The organism is Nostoc sp. LEGE 06077 (assembly GCF_015207705.1).
Lineage (GTDB): Bacteria > Cyanobacteriota > Cyanobacteriia > Cyanobacteriales > Nostocaceae > Nostoc_B.
The window spans coordinates 28,253-48,749 of record NZ_JADEWI010000037.1 but is presented as its reverse complement, the minus strand read 5'-3'; the positions used below and the strand labels follow the sequence as shown (position 1 = coordinate 48,749).

At 40.7% G+C, this 20,497-nt stretch carries 19 protein-coding genes and 1 tRNA gene; 7 read left to right on the top strand and 13 right to left on the bottom strand.

Annotation, left to right across the window (positions count from 1 at the left end):
- Positions 1–9 precede the first annotated feature (9 nt).
- From IQ244_RS21100 to IQ244_RS21085, 4 genes are all read right to left on the bottom strand, one after another.
- Positions 10–2,346, bottom strand: a complete 2,337-nt coding sequence (locus tag IQ244_RS21100) for a ComEC/Rec2 family competence protein (RefSeq protein WP_193897697.1) — start codon at positions 2,344–2,346, stop codon at positions 10–12.
- A 170-nt stretch (positions 2,347–2,516) separates the two neighbouring features.
- The gene (locus IQ244_RS21095) at positions 2,517–2,981 is read right to left on the bottom strand and encodes a DUF4079 domain-containing protein (protein ID WP_193897695.1); all 465 of its coding nucleotides are present in this window, start codon (positions 2,979–2,981) and stop codon (positions 2,517–2,519) included.
- 391 nt (positions 2,982–3,372) lie between these two features.
- On the bottom strand, positions 3,373–3,735 hold the full coding sequence (locus tag IQ244_RS21090; protein WP_193897693.1) for a hypothetical protein: 363 nt from the start codon (positions 3,733–3,735) through the stop codon (positions 3,373–3,375).
- A gap of 483 nt (positions 3,736–4,218) precedes the next feature.
- Positions 4,219–4,680, bottom strand: a complete 462-nt coding sequence (locus IQ244_RS21085) for a DUF29 domain-containing protein (RefSeq protein ID WP_193897691.1) — start codon at positions 4,678–4,680, stop codon at positions 4,219–4,221.
- An 83-nt stretch (positions 4,681–4,763) separates the two neighbouring features.
- On the opposite strand from IQ244_RS21085, the gene IQ244_RS21080 reads away from it, so the two are divergent.
- The gene (locus IQ244_RS21080; protein WP_193897689.1) at positions 4,764–5,963 is read left to right on the top strand and encodes a Coenzyme F420 hydrogenase/dehydrogenase, beta subunit C-terminal domain; all 1,200 of its coding nucleotides are present in this window, start codon (positions 4,764–4,766) and stop codon (positions 5,961–5,963) included.
- Between the two features lie 36 nt (positions 5,964–5,999).
- On the opposite strand, the gene IQ244_RS21075 is transcribed toward IQ244_RS21080, so the two are convergent.
- Both IQ244_RS21075 and IQ244_RS21070 read right to left on the bottom strand, forming a co-directional pair.
- Complete coding sequence (locus tag IQ244_RS21075; protein WP_193897687.1) at positions 6,000–6,377, bottom strand: GxxExxY protein; 378 nt, start codon at positions 6,375–6,377, stop codon at positions 6,000–6,002.
- Positions 6,378–6,443: 66 nt separating this feature from the next.
- Positions 6,444–7,673: an aminotransferase class I/II-fold pyridoxal phosphate-dependent enzyme gene (locus IQ244_RS21070; protein ID WP_193897685.1), complete on the bottom strand. Its 1,230-nt coding sequence runs from the start codon at positions 7,671–7,673 to the stop codon at positions 6,444–6,446.
- A gap of 86 nt (positions 7,674–7,759) precedes the next feature.
- On the opposite strand from IQ244_RS21070, the gene IQ244_RS21065 reads away from it, so the two are divergent.
- The 4 genes from IQ244_RS21065 to IQ244_RS21050 all read left to right on the top strand — a co-directional run bounded on the left by IQ244_RS21065 (position 7,760) and on the right by IQ244_RS21050 (position 11,870).
- The gene (locus IQ244_RS21065; RefSeq protein ID WP_193897683.1) at positions 7,760–8,578 is read left to right on the top strand and encodes an acyl-CoA desaturase; all 819 of its coding nucleotides are present in this window, start codon (positions 7,760–7,762) and stop codon (positions 8,576–8,578) included.
- A gap of 230 nt (positions 8,579–8,808) precedes the next feature.
- Positions 8,809–9,861, top strand: coding sequence for a fatty acid desaturase (locus IQ244_RS21060; protein ID WP_193897681.1), 1,053 nt, complete (start codon positions 8,809–8,811; stop codon positions 9,859–9,861).
- Between the two features lie 227 nt (positions 9,862–10,088).
- On the top strand, positions 10,089–11,156 hold the full coding sequence (locus tag IQ244_RS21055) for a DUF3474 domain-containing protein (RefSeq protein WP_193897679.1): 1,068 nt from the start codon (positions 10,089–10,091) through the stop codon (positions 11,154–11,156).
- 159 nt (positions 11,157–11,315) lie between these two features.
- Positions 11,316–11,870: a Uma2 family endonuclease gene (locus IQ244_RS21050; protein WP_193897677.1), complete on the top strand. Its 555-nt coding sequence runs from the start codon at positions 11,316–11,318 to the stop codon at positions 11,868–11,870.
- Positions 11,871–11,918: 48 nt separating this feature from the next.
- Here the strand turns inward: IQ244_RS21050 and IQ244_RS21045 are convergent, their stop codons facing one another.
- The 5 genes from IQ244_RS21045 to psbZ all read right to left on the bottom strand — a co-directional run bounded on the left by IQ244_RS21045 (position 11,919) and on the right by psbZ (position 15,600).
- On the bottom strand, positions 11,919–13,184 hold the full coding sequence (locus IQ244_RS21045) for a glutamate-5-semialdehyde dehydrogenase (RefSeq protein WP_193897675.1): 1,266 nt from the start codon (positions 13,182–13,184) through the stop codon (positions 11,919–11,921).
- 4 nt (positions 13,185–13,188) lie between these two features.
- Complete coding sequence (locus IQ244_RS21040) at positions 13,189–13,596, bottom strand: hypothetical protein (RefSeq protein ID WP_193897673.1); 408 nt, start codon at positions 13,594–13,596, stop codon at positions 13,189–13,191.
- Positions 13,597–14,446: 850 nt separating this feature from the next.
- Positions 14,447–14,518, bottom strand: a tRNA-Gly gene (locus tag IQ244_RS21035).
- 116 nt (positions 14,519–14,634) lie between these two features.
- The gene (ribH, locus tag IQ244_RS21030; protein ID WP_193897671.1) at positions 14,635–15,192 is read right to left on the bottom strand and encodes a 6,7-dimethyl-8-ribityllumazine synthase; all 558 of its coding nucleotides are present in this window, start codon (positions 15,190–15,192) and stop codon (positions 14,635–14,637) included.
- Between the two features lie 219 nt (positions 15,193–15,411).
- Positions 15,412–15,600, bottom strand: coding sequence for a photosystem II reaction center protein PsbZ (gene psbZ / locus IQ244_RS21025; RefSeq protein ID WP_193897669.1), 189 nt, complete (start codon positions 15,598–15,600; stop codon positions 15,412–15,414).
- A gap of 183 nt (positions 15,601–15,783) precedes the next feature.
- On the opposite strand from psbZ, the gene IQ244_RS21020 reads away from it, so the two are divergent.
- A complete protein-coding gene (locus tag IQ244_RS21020; RefSeq protein WP_193897667.1) occupies positions 15,784–18,483 on the top strand; it encodes a CBS domain-containing protein in 2,700 nt (899 codons plus the stop codon).
- Between the two features lie 23 nt (positions 18,484–18,506).
- On the top strand, positions 18,507–19,103 hold the full coding sequence (locus IQ244_RS21015; RefSeq protein ID WP_193897662.1) for a Uma2 family endonuclease: 597 nt from the start codon (positions 18,507–18,509) through the stop codon (positions 19,101–19,103).
- 17 nt (positions 19,104–19,120) lie between these two features.
- Here IQ244_RS21015 and fghA read toward each other — a convergent pair whose 3' ends face one another.
- Both fghA and IQ244_RS21005 read right to left on the bottom strand, forming a co-directional pair.
- Complete coding sequence (fghA, locus tag IQ244_RS21010) at positions 19,121–19,963, bottom strand: S-formylglutathione hydrolase (protein ID WP_193897661.1); 843 nt, start codon at positions 19,961–19,963, stop codon at positions 19,121–19,123.
- A gap of 31 nt (positions 19,964–19,994) precedes the next feature.
- Positions 19,995–20,474, bottom strand: coding sequence for a DUF29 domain-containing protein (locus IQ244_RS21005; RefSeq protein ID WP_193897660.1), 480 nt, complete (start codon positions 20,472–20,474; stop codon positions 19,995–19,997).
- Positions 20,475–20,497: the final 23 nt, after the last annotated feature.

Genomic DNA, 20,497 nt, shown 5'->3' with positions numbered 1-20,497 from the left:
TTAATAATCTTACAAGACAGATGATTTATTTTCTGTTTCTTGAATAAATGATTCAAACTGACCATTAGGTGTCCATTGAATAGCCCCATCTCGCCCTGTAAAAAAAACTTGTGTGGGGTTTTTACTCAGTTCTGAAATAATTTTCGGATCAAGGTTTGTAGAAGTAGCGATCGCTACTTTTGGTTGAAACAACTTGATTAAATCTTTCAAAGATTCTGGACTACACCACAATACTTGCGGACTAGGTAAACCTCCCACCTTAGCTAGTCTTTCAATTTCTTGAGGTTCAACATCACCTACTAATAGCCAAGTTTGATTTTGAATTTGTAAATATAAAACAGGTAATTGCTCTTTAATTAATTGAGCAACTGTTAAACCTGTAACTACTTGTTGTCCTGGTATAACAGTTTGATAGATACCTTGATGCTTTTGAATTTCTTGTTGAATTTCTTGACTAGCAAGACTAGTTTCTGGTTTGAGAGAGTATTTATAGAAATTCTTGATGGGGAGGCTTTGCATTACTTCCAACCAAGCATTATTCTCTCGATTATCAAAATCACTCGCGATCGCCCATTCAATTTTATTCACACCTTGCTGTTGCAAAAATGGGACAATTGTGTAACGTCCTGTACCCTCATCACCACTATTAATTAAGGTGACATTACCTTTATCTTGAATAACTACAACTGGTTCTGCACCAGCTTCTAAGACTGTTACTCGAAATAATGTATTTGCCGAATGCCAAGCTGGGACAAGTACTAAACCAAATATCATTAAACCAGCAAACCACCAGCGTTGTTGCCACCACTTAATTAAGCAAGTGAACAGAATCAAGGCGTAAACTGCTAACATTTGCCAAGTTGAGATACTCCCTACAACTAAGGAATTTCCTGGCAAGTTACTAAAAAATTCTACTAACTGAATTAGCCAATCACTAGGGTAGTTAAGTATGCCAGCTATTGTACTACCAACGCTAGAAGATGCTAATGCAGCGATTGCACTAATAATTCCCCCAATACTAATTACGGAAATAAATGGGGTAGTAATCATATTCAGCAGCAAACTGTAAGCAGGGACTACGCCAAACACCGAAAGTTGGATAGGTAAAGTCCAAATTGTCGCCGCTAAAGGTACAGCAATTAAAGATGCGATCGCAGGTGGTAGCCAATTCAGTTTTTCAGTTATCGCTGGTACAGTAACAATTAATCCTAATGTGGCTAAAAAACTCAGTTGAAACCCTAAATCCCAAATCCATAACGGGTTAAATAACAATAGTAATGTGGCGGCTAATAATAGCGACCCAAATTGTTTTACTTTCCGATCTAATAACAAACCAACTAAAGCTGCACTACCCATAATTACGGCTCGTAGTACCGCAGGTTGAAATCCTGATAAGCTGAGAAAAATAATTAAACCTAAAAAACCGCAAATAAATTGAGTGGCTTTATTTGTCCGTTTGGTTAACTGTAATATTACACCCAAAATTAACGAGGTTTGAAACCCAGATGCAGCCAAAGCATGAGCCATTCCAGCTTTGACAAATAAATCACGAATATCGTAGGATAAATCAACAGCTTTGCTACCTAAAACCATCGCACTTACAAGTGGCCCAGCGGGAATTCCTAAACTTTGGACTTGCGATTTCAAAATTCGCTCCCGAATTTTCCACCATCCCCATGTATTCTCATCATTGACAATATTTATTTGCCTTCCTATCAAACCAGCAAATGATCCTTCCTGCTTGAGATACTTTTGAAAATCGAAAGCGCCAGGGTTAGAAGCTGCTTTTGGTTTATATAAAATTCCAGTAACCGCAATTTCTTGTCCAGGATGTAACCCAGTCGCTTGCAGTAAAGGTAAAGTTACATACAACTTACCCGTAACTCCTTTCGTGACACTGGCTGGGCCATTACCATTTTTTACTTCATCTAACTGAGTTGCGGTTAACCAAAATTGTCCGCGTTGACTGCGAGTTAAGCGAGGACTACTTTCTACTTGGCCTCGAACAATAAATAATTGTTCTTGATTTGCCACGCTATCTGCTGGCACAAATTGACTAATATCTTTTACACTTGGTTGTGGCGATCGCCATTGCAAATACACAGTCGCCAGTAATCCTACCAAACCAGCAATCAGCCAGACTCGCGGATGGGGAAATGATTGCCAAATATTGGGTGTAGACTTACTTTTGCTTTCTTGTGGCTGAGGTGGTGTGGTGCGCTTTCTCAAAAAAACTGCTCCCAGTATCGCCACAATTAAAATCCAAACCCCACCCCAAGGAACTGCTGTCAACAACAACCCGAAAATATAACCAAGGCAAATAATCACACCACTCGTCTGAATCATAAGACAATTCAAATTCTCAACTGGGCAGCACTCAAGAAAAATCTTGATGCTTGTTGGTGAAGTATAGTTTATTAGATTCATACAAACAAAGCCCGCAAATGCAGGCTTTGTTTGTGTTACTAAGTATGATGGGTTAAAAATTACAACTACACTACAAATATATACTCAAGTTAAATCAGCCCTAATACAGCGTGAACAACCAAAAGCCCTAAGATTCCGCTACCTAAATAGGCGTGAGTAGTGCGTAAAGCAGGTTTACCACCAGCAAAGCCAGTAAACGAAATTACACTATTAATCAAGAGCAATATTAGTACAAGAGAGCCAGTCCAAAAATGAGGACTCTCAAAAATTGGGTGATTCTGCATCACTAAAGACAAAACTCCACCAGGATAACCAGCCGCTAAAAAGAAAAACATCCACGGTGCAAGTAGACGATGATTCATCCGGTTTTTAAAGGAATCATCTTTATCCTTCGCCAGCCTATATCGCCAACCAGTCCACCCGACGTAGCTACCCATGACAACCACAACAATTCCCATCATTACCGGATGTCCCCATTCCACAATAGGCTGAGGTATTCCCAGAGAACGAAACCAAGCAGCAAGAGGTTCTAAGGCTTCGCTAACGTTAATCATATATACTCAAATTTTTTTAAGGATTACAGTAACTTTTTTAGCACAATTTTAAGTATTGTAAATAATAATTAATTTTTTATAAGGAGGAGGGCGATCGCACTTTATCTAAACTTCAGTTGCGCTTGAAACTTTTGATAAGCTTCATTATACTTATGCACTTGTGGGCAAATCTAACTAGTCTTTCAAGTTAGCGATCCCCTGCATCTGGGCATTTTACTTAATTAGGACTTACGCAAAACATCTCTCAAACTCTCATTCCTCCGTGAACTCTGCGCCTCTGCGGTTCGTTCTTCCGCAGCCTGTGCGTAAGTCCTGTTCATCTCAATATTGATATAGTCATATCAATGATATTAGAAATTTTTCTCCGTCGTTTTTACTTACTTTGGAGCAATTATGCAACCAAAATATGCTGTAACTTTAAAAAATCAATAATATTGCTACGGTCTGGTTCTGTCCATGTTTCGAGAAGTACTTTGACAATCTCTCTTGTATCGTGAGTATCTGCTTCTAATAAGCCAGCAATACCTAAACAAGAAATGGAAACTGTACCAATTGTTATAGCAGTCCGGTTTTTAGAATCGGATATCTGCTTTACAACTATGGGAATAAGTTTTTTATTCTCACCAGAAAGCCGCGCAAGAATAAACAATGCACGTCCCCTTTCCAACAACAACCCATTTTCGAGTATTTCTAATAATTTCGTAGTAGGAAGTTGATAGAATTCATCATTATGTAAAAAACTTTTATCTTTCATTTACTAAATATCTTTAACGTCTCTGTATCATTAATCCAAGAATTTTTGATCCAGTTATAACTTATCAGGCAAGCACCTACAAATCTAATACCAATTCTATGTGAGGCTGCATTTAATCTTTTATATCTTCTTTCTTTGTGTTCTTTGCGCCCTTTGCGGTTCGTTCTTTAATTCAGTGCATCTTCATACAGAATTGGTATAAGGCTTAAAATATTTTTCTGACCTCATAAGTTATTAGAAAAAAATAAATGTAGGTTGGGTGGAACAAAGTGAAACCCAACAATGTCAAGATATTTTGATTTTGGATTTAGTTCCTCAACCCAACCTTGTATCTTAAGACAAGTAGAAGAAGTCAGTTAAGTATAGATTTATGGAAAGGCTATAAGAATTTACTGATGTAATTAATGCTCAAAATCAAGTAGTGGTAAGTAGATTTCAGGTCATAGCATCGCCATTTAAACTGCGGTAAATATCAATACTCAACTAATCTGGTAAAAAATCTTCATCTAAACATTCATCCGTAGTAAATGGAGATTCTATAGGAAAAGTATCAACAAATAAACCAGTTTCATCACTGGCTTGCTTTCTAGCATCTTGATAACAATCAGTAAGAACTTCCTGAAAATATGGTTTTAAACTAGGACTATCCTTAAAAGTCCTTGTCAATCTGCGGCGATGTTCCCTGATAGTTCCTTTCCAACTATTAGAGCGTTTTTCTGGCTGATATTTGTATTTTAATAGGTGCATTAATAGAACAACTAAATTACTCTCAAGTGCGTGTTTTTCACTTCTCCCCATGCTTTCAATTTCTTCGATAAGATTTTCTAAATCAACATCAGAAAATCTACCTTCTTTTAGTTGTTTAGTAGTTGTCTCTATCCACAAATAAAAATCTTGGTTGTAAAGACGCGAGTTGGTAAAAACTTTTGATTGAGGCGCAGTCATCAGATTTTTCAACCTCTATAGGTTAAGTTCATAAGCTGTAAAGGTATTGTAGTAAAAGGATTCCTTGATAAAACAAACTTTATATGACCTCTGTTGATTCTAACAAGCATACAAAAGCCAAAGCCTTAAAACCCGGTAGCCGTCGCCCTGCCAAAGAACTGTGCAGTGAATGTGGGTTGTGTGATACATACTATATTCACTATGTCAAGGAAGCCTGCGCTTTTATCACCCAGCAGATAGACACCCTCGAAACCCAAAGCCATAGCCGTTCTCGCAATCTGGACAACCCCGAAGAACTCTACTTTGGTGTCCATCAAGAAATGATGGCAGCAAAGAAACAGCAGCCCATCGAAGGCGCACAATGGACAGGCATAGTCAGCAGTATTGCCATAGAAATGCTGAATCGCGGCTTAGTTGAAGGCGTTGTCTGCGTCCAAAACACCAAAGAAGACCGCTTCCAACCCATGCCTGTGATTGCCCGTACCCCAGAAGAAATACTAGCAGCACGGGTAAATAAACCAACACTTTCCCCCAACCTTTCTATTTTGGAAGAAGTAGAAAAATCTGGGATGAAGCGACTATTAGTAATTGGTGTTGGTTGCCAAATTCAAGCACTCAGGGCAGTAGAAAAGCAACTCGGTCTAGAAAAGTTATACGTATTAGGTACACCTTGCGTAGATAACGTTACCCGCGCCGGACTGCAAAAATTCTTAGAAACCACCAGCCGATCGCCTGAGACAGTAGTACACTACGAATTCATGCAAGATTTCCGCATTCACTTCAAACACTCAGACGGCTCCATCGAGAAAGTCCCCTTCTTTGGCTTAAAAACCAACAAACTCAAAGATGTTTTCGCCCCCTCCTGTATGAGTTGCTTTGATTACGTCAACTCCCTAGCCGATTTAGTTGTGGGCTACATGGGCGCACCCTTCGGCTGGCAATGGATTTTAGTCAGAAATGATACAGGCAAAGAAATGCTGGACTTGGTGCAAGATCAGATAGACACCCAGCCAGTCATGTCTCAAGGGAACCGCCAAGAAGCAGTACAACAAGGGATTTCAGCTTATGACAAAGGCGTAACCTTACCGATGTGGGTAGCGAAAATGATGGGCGTAGTCATTGATAAAATCGGCCCCAAAGGTTTAGAGTATGCGCGGTTCTCGATTGATTCGCACTTTACCAGGAATTATCTGTATGTAAAGCGGAATCATCCTGAGAAGTTAGAGGCGCATGTGCCGGAGTTTGCTAAACGGATTGTTGAGCAGTATAAGTTACCGGATTAATGACTCACGCAGAGGCGCAGAGGCGCAGAGAGTTTTTTAGAGGTTGTTTACTACGCGGGAGATTCCGTCTTTAATGAGTGTGACGTTGAAGTTGATGAGTAATCCGACTCGTTTATCAGCAAGACGGAGATAAGTAAGTAGTTGCTTTTTGTGTACTGGATGAACAACTTCTACTGATTTGAGTTCAACAATCACCCGATCCTCGACTATCAAATCAGCACGGAAGCCTTCATCCAAACACACACCTTCATAAAATACCGGAATTGCTACCTGTCGGCTAACCTTTAACTTTTGTCTCCGTAACTCAAAATCCATAACCGATTCATACACAGATTCCAGCAAACCAGGCCCCAAAGTTGTGTGAACCTTGTAAGCAGCATCCACCACAGCACCAGTAATCTCATTCTCCATCATCACTCTTTGCCTCTCACTCTCCGCGCCTCCGCGTCTCTGCGTGAGACAATCCTAACTCATGTAACTTCAAGCACTTCCAACTGCTTCAATCGCCGCCTCTAGTGCGATCGCCACATGAGTCCAATGAGTCCCCCCTTGGCAATAAACTATATAAGGCTCACGCAAAGGCCCATCCGCCGAGAATTCCAACGTACTCCCCTCAATAAACGTCCCCCCAGCCATTACCACCTGACTCTCATACCCCGGCATAGCATCAGGTACAGGGTCGAGATAAGAACCCACCGGAGAATTTTGCTGTACAGCCTTACAAAAAGCAATTAACTTTTTGGCAGAACCCAGCTTAATTGCCTGAATCACATCACCACGCGGTGCAAGGGGCGCAGGATTGACCGGATAACCAAGCTTGTCAAAAACATAACCAGTTAGAAAAGTACCCTTCATCGCCTCACCTACCATCTGCGGCGATAAAAATAAGCCTTGGAATAACAAGCGATTTTGGTCAAAGGTTGCACCACCATAACTGCCAATCCCAGGGGCAGTGAGGCGACAGGCGGCGGCTTCTACCAAATCAGCCCGACCAGCTACATAACCGCCAGCGGTGACGATTGTACCCCCCGGATTTTTAATTAAGGAACCTGCCATTAAATCCGCACCGACATGGGTGGGTTCTTGAGTTTCGATAAATTCGCCGTAGCAGTTATCAACAAAGCAAACAGTATCAGGATTTTGCTGTTTGACTAGATGCACAATCTTGGCGATATCCGCAATCGATAAGCTAGGCCGCCAAGAATAGCCGCAGGAACGCTGGATTAACACTAAACGTGTTTTGTCATCTATAGCATGGCTTAAAGCTGCCCAGTCAATAGATCCTTCATCAGTTAACTCCAATTGGCGGTATTTTATGCCAAACTCAATAAGGGAGCCTTGTCCTTGTCCCCGCAAACCAATCACTTCTTCGAGCGTATCGTAGGGAGAGCCGACCACTGCTAACATTTCATCACCAGGACGAAGTACACCATATAGGGCGCAAGCGATCGCGTGAGTTCCCGATACAAACTGCACTCGCACCGCCGCAGATTCCGCGCCCATTACTTCCGCAAAAACTTTATCTAAAGTTTCTCGTCCTAAATCGTCATGACCATAGCCACTTACTCCAGCGAAGTGGTGCGCTCCTACGCGCTGATTACGAAAGGCATCCAGCACTCTTTTTAGATTATGCTTGACCTGAGCGTCAATTCCAGAAAAAATCTCTATCAGTGCCTGCTCTGCTTGCCGCAGCTGTTCCAAGCTGTTCATTAACTTCCTCATTAATAAAAAATTATAAATATGCGGATTTTGCGATCGCGCAGATTAGGCTAAACAATTTCAATACAGGTTACTGCATGACAATTGCTACTTCAACTAAACCTCAAATCAATTGGGTAAATACCCTATTTTTCGTTGGTCTACACATCGGCGCTTTATTTGCCCTTGTTCCTAGCAACTTTAGCTGGACAGCAGTTGGTGTGGGTTTCTTACTTTACTGGATAACTGGTGGTTTAGGCGTTACTCTAGGGTTTCACCGCCTGGTTACTCACCGCAGTTTTCAAGCTCCCAAGTGGTTGGAATATCTCTTAGTGCTTTTCGGAACACTATCCTGCCAAGGAGGGCCAATCGAGTGGGTCGGGACACACCGCATTCATCATTTGCATTCCGATACTGACCCAGATCCCCATGATTCTAATAAAGGCTTTTGGTGGAGCCACATGGGTTGGCTAATTCACAAATGCCCGGCTCATGCTGACGTTCCTCGCTTTACCAAAGATATTGCCGAAGACCCAGTTTATCAGTTTTTAGAAAAATATTTCATTCTCATCCAAGTTGCCCTAGGTTTACTATTGTTATTTTTGGGTGGCTGGCCGTTTGTTATTTGGGGTATTTTTGTTCGCATTGTCTGGGTTTACCACTGCACTTGGTTGGTAAACAGTGCTACCCATAAATTTGGCTATCGTAGCTATGAATCTGGCGATAACTCAACTAACTGCTGGTGGGTAGCCGTACTAGTTTTTGGTGAAGGCTGGCACAATAACCACCACGCTTTTCAATACTCCGCCCGTCACGGTTTGGAATGGTGGGAAATTGACCTCACTTGGATGACAATCCAATTTTTACAATTATTTGGTCTGGCTACAAATGTAAAACTTGCAGACAAAAAACAGTAATTCGTTTATCATTTGTCATTAGTCATTGGTCTTCCAATGATTAATGACAAAGGAATTTCTGAGTAATCAAAATATCCACTCGTCAGTTATAAAAATAGTCTCCAAAAGCTACTTTCAGGTATGCTGCGGTAGCTAAAGTTGCTATAATCCAGAGCGTTAATGTAAAGAAATTTTGCTGCAAGTTACCTTTGGGCAACTTGGTGGAGGAGTTTGTCGTTTTTCGGGTTTTCATGACTACATCAATAATCAAAACGCAAGACATAAACAAAGACCTTAGTAATTCCCAACTGAGGCTAAAAGATATTATCAAAACTTTGCCAAAAGAATGTTTTCAGCAGAATCGTCGTAAAGCTTGGACACAAGTTTTCACCAATGTTTTGATGGTAGGTTTAGGCTACTATAGTTTGGCAATTTCTCCCTGGTTTCTCTTGCCTATTGCCTGGATTTTTACAGGGACAGCTTTAACAGGTTTTTTTGTCATTGGTCATGACTGCGGTCATCGTTCATTTGCCAAACGACGGTGGGTTAATGATTTAGTTGGGCATATATTTATGATGCCGTTAATCTACCCTTTTCATAGTTGGCGAATTAAGCATAATCATCACCATAAACACACCAACAAGTTAGATGAGGATAACGCTTGGCATCCCATCCGACCAGAAGTTTTTGCAAGTTGGGATAAAACTCGTCAATCTGCTTTTCAATTATTTATGAGAAAGCGTCTTTGGTGGGTAGGTTCCGTTGGACATTGGGCGGTTGTGCATTTTGATTGGCGCAATTTTAAAGTTAAAGACCAAGGAAGTATTAAACTTTCGGTTGCTGTAGTGGCAATTTTCGCAGCAGTTGTATTTCCTACTCTCATCGCTACAACTGGTATTTGGGGATTTATCAAATTTTGGCTTTTGCCTTGGTTAATTTACCATTTCTGGATGAGTACCTTCACCATCGTTCACCACACGTTCCCAGATGTTCCTTTTGATGAAGCCAGCAAGTGGAATGAAGCAATGGCACAGTTATTTGGCACTATTCATTGTGATTATCCACGTTGGGTAGAGTTCCTTTGTCACGATATTAACGTCCACGTACCTCATCACCTTTCTACTGCTATTCCCTCTTATAATTTACGGTTAGCTTACAGCAGCATTAAAGATAATTGGGGGGATTCTTTGCATGATGAATTGCAGTTTTCTTGGCCTTTAATGAAACAAATTACAGACCAATGTCAACTGTATGTAACTGATGTTGGTTATAAAACTTTTAACGAATATTACGCAGGCAAATAAGCCAAAATGCAGCTAAAATTTCTCTGATTAAATCTAAGCTCAGATAGATAGAGCAATTAGATTATTAGTCTGCAAATTAAATAGCTTCTGGCAATTCTTTATTAATTATTGTTCAGTGAATTGCCAGAGATTTTTACCTTGCTTTGTCTAAAAGCATCGCAGGTATTTCAGGGGTGCATTAACACCTCAAACAAATTTCGACTTTAAATATTTCATCAAAGAATCAAGTGCAATCAACTACCATCCCTTTTGACAGTTCTCATGCCAGTGAAGGTTCTGAGAATACAACTAAGCTGCCCTTTAGTCTGCAAGATTTAAAAGCTGCTATCCCAGAGGAATGTTTTCAACCCAATGTCAGCCAATCACTGTTTTATTTCTTTCGTGATGTTGTGATTGTTGGTTCGCTTTATGCAGTAGCTCATTACCTTGATTCTTGGTATTTTTGGCCTGTTTTCTGGTTAATGCAAGGAACTATGTTTTGGGCTTTATTTGTCGTTGGGCATGACTGCGGACATCAATCATTTTCTAAGCACAAATGGCTGAATGATTTAATTGGGCATCTGTCTCACACACCAATATTAGTGCCTTATCACGGTTGGCGCATCAGCCATAGGACACATCATAAAAATACTGGTCATCTCGATAACGATGAAAGCTGGTATCCTGTGACGGAATCTCAGTATAAAGAAATGCCTTTGGCACAAAAAATAGGCCGATATTATTTATTTTTATTGGCTTATCCAGTGTATTTGTTTAAGCGTTCTCCCAATAAAGAAGGTTCTCACTTTTCACCTAATAGTTCACTCTTTAAAGCATCGGAGAAATGGGATGTAATTACTAGTACTATACTCTGGATAAGTATGGTAGGTTTGTTAGGTTTTCTCACCTATCAATGGGGTTGGATGTGGTTGTTGAAATACTACGCTGCACCCTATATTGTGTTTGTTGTTTGGTTGGATTTGGTGACTTTTCTGCATCACACCGAGTCTGATATTCCTTGGTATCGTGGCGAAGATTGGACTTTTCTTAAAGGTGCAATTTCTAGTATTGATCGCAATTATGGTTTGGTTAATCACATCCATCATGATATCGGTACTCACGTTGCCCACCACATCTTCCTGAATATCCCCCACTACAATTTGTTAAAGGCAACTGAAGCAATTAAACCTGTGATGGGTAAATATTACCGCAAGTCTGAAGAACCAATTGGGCAATCTTTATGGCGTTCTTGTGTTAGCTGTCATTTTGTTCCCGATACTGGCGGTAAGGTTTATTACACATCCAACCCTAAATAAATTAGCCGTCAATTTACCAGTTTGAAATTATCAAAAAAAGCCCGCCTAAGCGGGCTTTTTTTTAGCTTAATAGTATATTGCAAAGCAGCACTCGTTTTTTATAGACACTAAAAATTTAGGGTAATATGTCATTAAAGCGAAATATACCGAAAAAGTTGTATGACTCTCACTATTAAAGATGTAGAAAGACTACAACAAAACCTACAAGAAGAACAGCACGACTACCAAATAGAACTGCAAGAAGGAAATATTCTGGTTATGGGGCCGTCAGATATTGAATCTAGTGAGATTGGTGCTGAGTTGATTAGGCTATTAGGTAATTGGATAAAACCGCGACAGCTTGGACGGATATTTGATTCAAGTGGTGGCTTTATTATGCCCAATACAGATTTACGTGCCCCTGATGTTTCTTTTGTAGCAGCAGCAAGATTAAAACGTACTGTGAGAGATTTTGCTGAGTTAGTACCTGATTTAGTAGTAGAAATAAAATCAAAAACAGATAGAATTTCTAAGTTAGAAGAGAAAGTTAAATTATTTTTAGAATTAGGTGCCAGAATAGGAATATTAATTAATCCAGATGAATTAACTGTGAGTGTATATCGCCCCAGTGGTGATATAGAAGTTTTATCTGGTGAAGATAAATTGACAATTGTTGAGTTATTTCCTGGTTGGGAAGTGGCAATTTATGAGTTATGGCCGCCTGTATTTGAGTAATTTTAAAAAACAATTGTTACTCTAAGATGAGAGCGATCGCCTGACATTTTAAAACCTCCCATTCCCTTGAATAATATGCTTGACTGTCGTCAAGGTTTCCAAGCTAATAAATCCGCGACGGTGGCCTTTTTGGTTAGACATACCTAAGAATACTGAATCTCCCCGTGAAGGGTTACGGGAAAACCTGGGGGAAGTGTTGATGTAGGTAGAGGCGCTGTTCACTCCTAAAGCAAACTGCCGACTTTCTTGATAAGATTCCGTCACGATACAGTCAGCATGACCGCTACTGTGTTGATTAATCCAAGCGATCGCACCTTCTAAGCTATCCACTAGTTTAAAGGCTACAGTCCTAGTTAAATAGGGGTTGCCCCATTCGTTTTCTTTGGCTAGTTGCAATTGGGGAAAAGCTTCGACTAACTCTGCATCACCTTTGATTTCAAAGCCTTTTTCTTTCAGGCTATTCCACAGCACCGATAAAGATGATGGCATAGCTTGGCGATGAATTAATACCTTTTCGATGGCATTCACAGGGTCTGGTTCACTTTGGTGGCTATCGAGAATCATCCAGCGTACCATCTCTAAACTGCTATTTAACGACCAGTAAAGGTAACAGTTGCCCATTGCGGATTTTAATACTGGGCAAGTTGCTTGTCGCATGACTTGTTGCACCAGGCTGGAACGTCCGTAGGGAATTACTAAATTGAGGTACTGGTCTTGGGTAACTAAATCTCGCACAGAAGCACCATGTTCGGCGGTGACTAGTTCAACACAGCCTCGTGGTAGTCCAACCTCTTCAATGGCATTTTGCAGTACCTCTGCGATCGCTGCGTTAGAATGACTGGCTTCTGTACTACCTTTGAGAATGATACTATTACCTGTTTTAATACACAAACCTGCGGCGATCGCACCTAAATCTGGAAATGCCTCATAAATAAAACCAATTACTCCCAAAGCCATTAATTGCGAGTAACTCTGGGAGTCTTCTGGTTGATAGTCAGCGTTCCTCACCCGCCGCAGAGGATCTGAGAGTTCACCCAAGCGTCGGAGTATTTCTACTGTGATCTCTAGTCGTTTTGGAGTGAGTTTCAGCCAATCTAAGATTAACTCTGGCACTGCCATTTCTTTACTGGCTTCTAAATCCAGAGTGTTGGCTTCTAAAATATCATCAAAAGAACTTTCCAGAGCCTGTGCCATCGCCAACACAGCCCGGCTGCGGTCTACTCCCTTTGTCAACCCCAACTTCAGGGAAGCCTGATAAGCGCGTTTAGCGCTTTTCATTGGTTCAGGGTAATCATTTATAACTTCAACGGTCATTGAGTTAACGTCGGTAGGTAAGCCAGACCATAAGTGCTGGCAGGATAGCTAATACTACTGCCACTATTGCCCAAGCAATAATGCTGGAACCTTTGGCTAATTTCAATGCTAATGGTAGCCAAATAATCACTAGCACAAAAATAATCCCTAGGGCGATGGGTAGATAGCTTTCTCCCATGCGTGGATGGACAATATGCCAACTATTTCCCGTCCAGCGCCAAGCCCGCTTGTAGGGATAGGTGGTCGAAAGTTGTTCTAGGACATATCCATTATCTTGGACAACAAAGATTTGCTGACAGCGATCGCAGCCAAATGCTTCTGTAAGGGTAATCGGAACTAACCGTCCCCTACGGCGGCAGGGACAAGGATATTCCTGGTTAAAGTCAATTTTTTCAGGTTTTTGAGGATGCACAAGCGTTCTACTAACTTGAGCGTGTTTTTCATAAGTTGGAGATTTCCCTTCCTTGCTAAATGCATCAGGAGTTGGGTAATCTCACAATCAACTGTTTCTATACATAGCGAAGTCAGGCAAATACTGCCATCATTAACAACAGCAATCAATTACCAATTTTCTGAAAATAGGCAGATCTGTCTGCTGTCTTGTGCTGTAGCTGGTAATCTTGTTTAAGGATTTCCGGCTCTATATCTATGGATTTCCAGGTAATGTAGTTCAGTTTTTTGGGCATTTATTGTGCTTACATATCTAATACAATTCTAAGCTTACGTGCAACTACTCTGAACACAAACCATTTGAGAAGGCTGTGTTCATCAGCCAGTAATTTTCTGAGAACACTTCCTAAATTCTACCTACCAAGTATTAAACAGAAAGCAGGAGAATTTTTCACCTTATTTTCATGCACTTGATAATTACAGAATTTCTCAATTGAGTAAAGTAGATCTTGATTGAGGGAAAGAGTCTAGTAGCGCAAGGCCGAAGTCAAGCTGTCAAAAAGCTGATAATACAAACTTTTTGGCAATTTGCAATGGGTAATTTATTTACGCCGTATTGTGCTATGGATTAGGGACTAGAGGCTTGTGTCGTGTGCTTCATATCGATGAGAATGGCTCTTTCTTTGCTCAAAAAAATTGTGGCTAACTTCTATTGCCAAGAGATGCTGTTGACCTGAGCAAACTTCTATGCCACTAGCCACTTCTGAATCTAGTGTAATCTACCAAAAACATAATAAGTTGAAAATGACCAATAATTATTTAGATGGTAGTTAACCTGTTTTTTGGTTATGAAAAACTTAGTTTGTTTTTAAAGCGGGTAACGCGATTCGAACGCGCGACATCAACCTTGGCAAGGTTGCGCTCTACCACTGAGCTATACCCGCAAACTTCACATTTATTATGTTGCCAGATATATTTTGATTTGTCAAGCCCTAAATTTTAGTCAATAGTCATTTGTCCTTTGTCTGTTGACGATTGACTCTTGACCATTGACTAGTGACTACTGACTGTTGACGATTGACTCTTGACCTTGAGCAGCAGGCAAAGATTGGGGATTTAAAGAGTACGACTCTGTGAGGTTAGAACGTAATTTCCGCATCAAACTAGCCATTTCTAAGGCATTCATGGCATATTCCCAGCCATGATTAGCTTTAATCCCTGCCCGTTCTAGGGCTTGCTGCATGGTGTCTACTGTCAAAATACCAAAAATTACCGGAACCCCAGTTTGAAAGCTGGCTGCGGCAATGCCTTTGGCTACTTCCGAAGATACGTAATCAAAATGGGGCGTTTGTCCTCGAATAACTGCACCTAAACAGATGATCGCATCATAACGCTGGGAAAGTGCTAGTTGACGGGCAACAATTGGCACTTCAAAACTTCCCGGAACCCAAACATAATCTACTTGATTACCGTGAGGGTTGGGGTCTACACCATGACGTTTTAAGCAATCTTGACATCCTTCCACTAGCTTTGCAGTAACTAGGTCATTAAATCGACCAATCACCACTGCAAAACGCAAGGGTTCAGTTTGAGTAAAAGTTCCCTCAAAAACTGCCATGACTGCCTCTTAATCAACTATACTCTTGCCAATATACATTTCTTCTTTGCAGATGGTTGAGATGAAGCGCACAATTATCGGAAAGTGCTGAGTGCTGAGGAGAGAAGCAAGTTGATTTCAGCGATATCTGTCAAAAATTAGAAAAAAGGTAAATAAAACCATTTACCTTTTTCCTTTGTTATTCACTTTGTCTTATTTTCTGAGACTCTTGTCAAGAACCTAGACTACAAAAAAGTTTAATACACCAACCAAAAGTACTAGGGCAATCCAAACTCCAGAACCTAGCCACAATAATCTTTTTGATTCAACCCAACTTTGTGGGGTAGCGTAGGCAACAGGAACGCCAACAACCAATACAAAAGATGTCAAAACAAGAGCGACTAAAGCAAACTGGAATATTATGAACATTTTTCTTTCTCCCAAGAAAGCGTAAGACTAAAGATAGAATATCCTAAAGGGCGACACTGACAGTTTTTCCTTATTTTTTAACCTAGCAGAAATTGTTACACTTTGGTCAAGAGTCGAAGGTCAATAGTCCATAGTCTAAATGTTGACTCTTGACTTGCGACTCTTAACTTTTGACTCTTGACTATGGACTTAATTCTTTGCCACACAACGGCTGATTTTGATGCTCTAGGGGCTGCGGTTGGTCTGACTTGCTTGCTACCGGGAAGTAAGATTGTGCTAACAGGCGGCGCACATCCACCTGTGAGAGATTTTTTGGCGTTACATCGAGATGAGTATCCGCTGATTGAACGACGGGCAGTGAATCCGCAAACAATTCGTTCGATTACTGTAGTGGATACACAAAACCGCGATCGCCTGGGTAAAGCAGCTGAATGGTTAGATTTACCCACCGTGAAAGAAATTGTAGTTTATGACCATCACTTAGGGCAAGAGGGCGATATTCCGGCGACGCAGTTGCATATTGCCCCTGTGGGGGCTTGCACAACTTTAATGGTGGAGCAATTACAACAGCAGGAAATTTCCCTCACCCCGTCCCAAGCAACGGTGATGGCTTTGGGTATCCATGTGGATACAGGTTCATTAACTTATGACTTATCAACCGCTAGGGATGCTCTCGCTTTAGCTTGGTTAATGCAACAAGGAGCCAGTTTATCAGTTATTTCTACTTACCGCGATCCTGGTTTATCACCACAGTTGCAACAGCTATTAACAACGGCATTGCAAGAATTAGAATATCTCTGCTTACGGGGTTATACGATCGCTTGGGTGATTTTAAAAACAGATGCTTTTGTGCCTGGGTTATCAAGTTTAGCATCACAATTAGTAGAATTAAGCGAAATTGATGCTTTATTGTTAGTCAATGAATATCCATTAGGGGAAGATGAATCAAGATTAACTGTGATTGGGCGATCGCAGATTCCTGGTGTAAATCTTAACTTGTTATTTCAACCCTTCGGCGGTGGTGGACATTCTCAAGCTGCATCACTAAACTTGCGGGGAGTTGATACACAAGCAACCTTAGAACAACTTTTACAAGGTTTAAAAGCCTCCATTCCCCATCCCCTCACCGCCAGAGATTTGATGTCTTCCCCAGTCCGCACCATTCTTCCAGAAACTACTATTGAAGAAGCACAGCGAATTTTATTACGTTATGGGCATTCTGGTTTATCTGTAGTTGATGCCCAAGGACAGTTAGTCGGCGTTATTTCCCGGCGAGATTTAGATATTGCCTTTCACCACGGCTTTAGTCATGCGCCAGTCAAAGGCTACATGACGATTAATCTCAAAACCATCACCCCAGATACTACCCTGCCACAAATCGAGTCGCTGATGGTGACTTATGATATTGGGCGTTTACCAGTGTTAGCAGATGGGCAATTAGTTGGTATTGTCACCCGTACCGATGTCCTACGAGAGTTACATCAAAACAGTGAGGAGTTTCAAGATATAAGTCCTCAGCACATAGCACATAGCACACAGCACACAGCACTTAACATACAATCACGTCTTGCACCTCAACTATGGCAATTACTCACTAAAGCCTCCCAAGCAGCAGAAAAACGTGGTTGGCATCTTTACCTAGTTGGTGGTGCTGTGCGGGACTTGGTATTAGCAGAAACCGCAGACCAATTAATGATTAAAGATATTGATTTGGTCGTAGATGGCTTTCATAAATCAGCAGATGTTGGTGCTGGGGTGGACTTAGCAAAAGCATTGCAAGAACTTTACCCAGCCGCACGGTTAGAAATTCATGGTGCGTTTCAAACTGCGGCTTTGTTGTGGCACAAAGATGCAGAATTAGATTCATTGTGGGTGGATATTGCCACCGCTAGAACAGAATTTTACCCTTACCCAGCCGCGAATCCTGAAGTTGAGGCGAGTTCTATTCGCCAAGATTTGTACCGTCGAGATTTTACTATCAATGCACTGGCATTGCGGCTAACTTCTCCCCGTGCTGGCGAATTACTCGATTTTTTTGGTGGTTTATTAGATTTACAAGCCAAGCAAATTCGGGTTCTGCACGCCAATAGTTTTATTGAAGATCCTACGCGCATTTACCGCGGTGTGCGTTTTGCTGTGCGCTTTGGCTTTGATTTTGAACCGCGAACAGAAGAGTATATTCGTTATGCCATTAATAGTGGTGTTTACGATCGCACTGCTCAACACAATCGCAAAACTCCGGCTTTGCAAACTCGGCTGAAAACTGAACTTAAACATATCTTAGAAGCACCGTACTGGAAATCAGCTTTGCAATTACTCGATAACTTACAAGCTTTGCAGTGCATCCATTCCACCCTCAACTTAGATGCGGAACTTTTACGTCAACTGCGGTTATTAGAACGCTGTCTGCACAGATTTGACCCCCAACTCACCCTTATCCACTGGCAAATGCGCCTAGAAGCTTTAATTGCCCACCTCAAACCAGAATATCGGGAAAAAGTCACCAAAAATCTGCAATTACAAGAAGATAGCATTCATCGCTTGCAAAATTTAGCCCCAGCGCAAGCAGAGGTTAGGGAATTATTACCCCAGTTGCAACGTCCTAGTCAAATTGTGCAGTTACTGAAAAAATATGACTTACCAATGCTGATTTTAATCGCCTTACAAAGCCCGCGATCGCTCAGAAAAAAAATTTGGCATTACTTAACAGTATTGGCGCACATCCAACCTATTTTAAATGGTAACGACTTGAAGCAATTAGGCTACAAGCCTGGCCCCCAATATCGGCAAATTCTTGATGAAGTTCTTGCTGCTACGTTAGATAGAGTAATTACAAATAAAATAGAAGCAGAACAATTTTTAAGTACAAACTATCCCAAATAGACAGCTATTTTCCAGATGAAATTATGCAAATCCAAACACAAAAAGAACACTACACTCCAGAAGAATATCTCCAACTAGAAGAAACATCTGAATTTAAACATGAATACTACGATGGGGAAATTGTGCCAATGGCAGGCGGAACTACAAACCATAACGAAATAGCGGGTAATTTTTACGCTAATTTTAAACTGAAGATGCGGGGTAAGAATTACAAAATCTACATAGGCGATGTAAGATTGTGGATACCTCGTTACCGTATCTATACTTATCCCGATGCTATGGTGATTGAAGGAGAACCAATATATGAAGGTAATAGCACTACTACAGTTACAAATCCTGAAGTAATTATAGAAGTATTATCTAAATCAACACAGAGCCATGACAAAATTGATAAATTTAGATTTTACCGTTCTATTCCCACCTTCAAAGAATATATTATAGTTAACCAATATGAATACTTAATTGAGCATTACGCTAAAAATGCTAATAATCAATGGGTATTAACAGAATATGAATCACTAGATGCAGTTTTATCACTCCAAACAATAGATTTTGAAATTCCCTTGAGTGATATTTATGAAGGGGTGAATTTGCAACCAGCAGGAGAAGCAGAAATTTAAGTACTTTACAGCTTACCTTAAGTTAGCGCGATCGTATGATGACGAATGTGGTCAGCAATAAAACTAGCAATAAAATAGTAACTATGGTCATAACCATCTTGGTAACGTAAATTGAGGGGTTGATTTACAGATGCACAGGCTTGTTCAAATAATTCTGGTTTTAATTGTTCAGTTAAAAATTTATCTGCCGTGCCTTGGTCAATTAAAATGAGACTATGATAGCCTAATTGTTTAATTAATTCACTCGCATCATAAGCGCGCCAACTATCTTGATTACTACCTAAATAACCATTAAAAGCCTTTTGTCCCCAAGGACAATTCATCGGTGCAACGATAGGTGCAAAAGCTGACACTGATTTATATTGTTTGGGGTTACGTATAGCACAAACTAGCGCCCCATGTCCCCCCATTGAATGACCGAAAATACCTTGTTTATCGGGTTTTATTGGGAAATTCGCTGCAATGACAGCAGGTAATTCTTGGACGATATAACTATACATTTGATAGTGCGATCGCCAAGGTTCTGCGGTAGCACCAATATAAAATCCTGCACCTGTGCCGAAATCCCAAGCATCATCTTCACCAGGAATACCTGTATTGCGGGGGCTAGTATCTGGTGCTACCAACATTAAACCATGCTCGGCGGCGTAGCGTTGCGCCCCAGCTTTGACCATAAAATTTTCTTCTGTACAAGTCAAACCAGAGAGGAAGTAGAGAACTGGTACTGGTTTTTGTGCTGCTTGGGGAGGCTGATAAACAGCAAAGCGCATTTCACTGTTACAAGTTGCGGAAGCATGAGAGTAAAAGCCGAGTTTTCCGTCAAAGCATTGATATTCAGAGATAGTTTGTAGATGAGTCATGATTTGTATAGCGAATTTGTGGCGATCGCTATTATTCCATTAAATCATCACTTACAGGTTGACCAGGATAAAAGCTGGCGTTAAAAACTTCAGCGAAGATATATGAACATTGCTGAGGAAACGTTGAGAATGGAAGGTTAGTTTCTGCTGATGCTAAATCTCTCGCATTTTCATAAGCTTCCTGAATTGCTATTTCTAAATAAGAGTTTAAACTTGGATTTTCTTCTAGTAATTTGAGAATATCCCGCCGTTGGATGCGAATTGTTGCTAAACAACTGCGACTGTGTTTTGTCGGTTGATATTGCCATTTTAATAGATGTGCAATTAATATACTGAGGCGATTTCGTAATTCTTGGCGTTCCTTTCTCCCCAATGGTTCAATCTCCTCGATTAAATTGGACAAGTCAAGTTGATGCCATTGTTGGTGACGCAGTAAATTAGCTTGTTGCTGACTCCAAGCATAAAAATCAGTTTTATAGAGATTTGTTTGTTTACTTTGTTGTGTTTGCATATTTAAACTTAATTCAATTTTTA

What these genes read in the sequence shown, in the direction of transcription:
- IQ244_RS21100 (WP_193897697.1), bottom strand. Translation starts at nt 2,346, where the DNA reads ATGATTCAGACGAGTGGTGTGATTATTTGCCTTGGTTATATTTTCGGG.
- IQ244_RS21095 (WP_193897695.1), bottom strand. Translation starts at nt 2,981, where the DNA reads ATGATTAACGTTAGCGAAGCCTTAGAACCTCTTGCTGCTTGGTTTCGT.
- IQ244_RS21090 (WP_193897693.1), bottom strand. Translation starts at nt 3,735, where the DNA reads ATGAAAGATAAAAGTTTTTTACATAATGATGAATTCTATCAACTTCCT.
- IQ244_RS21085 (WP_193897691.1), bottom strand. Translation starts at nt 4,680, where the DNA reads ATGACTGCGCCTCAATCAAAAGTTTTTACCAACTCGCGTCTTTACAAC.
- IQ244_RS21080 (WP_193897689.1), top strand. Translation starts at nt 4,764, where the DNA reads ATGACCTCTGTTGATTCTAACAAGCATACAAAAGCCAAAGCCTTAAAA.
- IQ244_RS21075 (WP_193897687.1), bottom strand. Translation starts at nt 6,377, where the DNA reads ATGATGGAGAATGAGATTACTGGTGCTGTGGTGGATGCTGCTTACAAG.
- IQ244_RS21070 (WP_193897685.1), bottom strand. Translation starts at nt 7,673, where the DNA reads ATGAACAGCTTGGAACAGCTGCGGCAAGCAGAGCAGGCACTGATAGAG.
- IQ244_RS21065 (WP_193897683.1), top strand. Translation starts at nt 7,760, where the DNA reads ATGACAATTGCTACTTCAACTAAACCTCAAATCAATTGGGTAAATACC.
- IQ244_RS21060 (WP_193897681.1), top strand. Translation starts at nt 8,809, where the DNA reads ATGACTACATCAATAATCAAAACGCAAGACATAAACAAAGACCTTAGT.
- IQ244_RS21050 (WP_193897677.1), top strand. Translation starts at nt 11,316, where the DNA reads ATGACTCTCACTATTAAAGATGTAGAAAGACTACAACAAAACCTACAA.
- IQ244_RS21045 (WP_193897675.1), bottom strand. Translation starts at nt 13,184, where the DNA reads ATGACCGTTGAAGTTATAAATGATTACCCTGAACCAATGAAAAGCGCT.
- ribH (WP_193897671.1), bottom strand. Translation starts at nt 15,192, where the DNA reads ATGGCAGTTTTTGAGGGAACTTTTACTCAAACTGAACCCTTGCGTTTT.
- psbZ (WP_193897669.1), bottom strand. Translation starts at nt 15,600, where the DNA reads ATGTTCATAATATTCCAGTTTGCTTTAGTCGCTCTTGTTTTGACATCT.
- IQ244_RS21020 (WP_193897667.1), top strand. Translation starts at nt 15,784, where the DNA reads ATGGACTTAATTCTTTGCCACACAACGGCTGATTTTGATGCTCTAGGG.
- IQ244_RS21015 (WP_193897662.1), top strand. Translation starts at nt 18,507, where the DNA reads ATGCAAATCCAAACACAAAAAGAACACTACACTCCAGAAGAATATCTC.
- fghA (WP_193897661.1), bottom strand. Translation starts at nt 19,963, where the DNA reads ATGACTCATCTACAAACTATCTCTGAATATCAATGCTTTGACGGAAAA.
- IQ244_RS21005 (WP_193897660.1), bottom strand. Translation starts at nt 20,474, where the DNA reads ATGCAAACACAACAAAGTAAACAAACAAATCTCTATAAAACTGATTTT.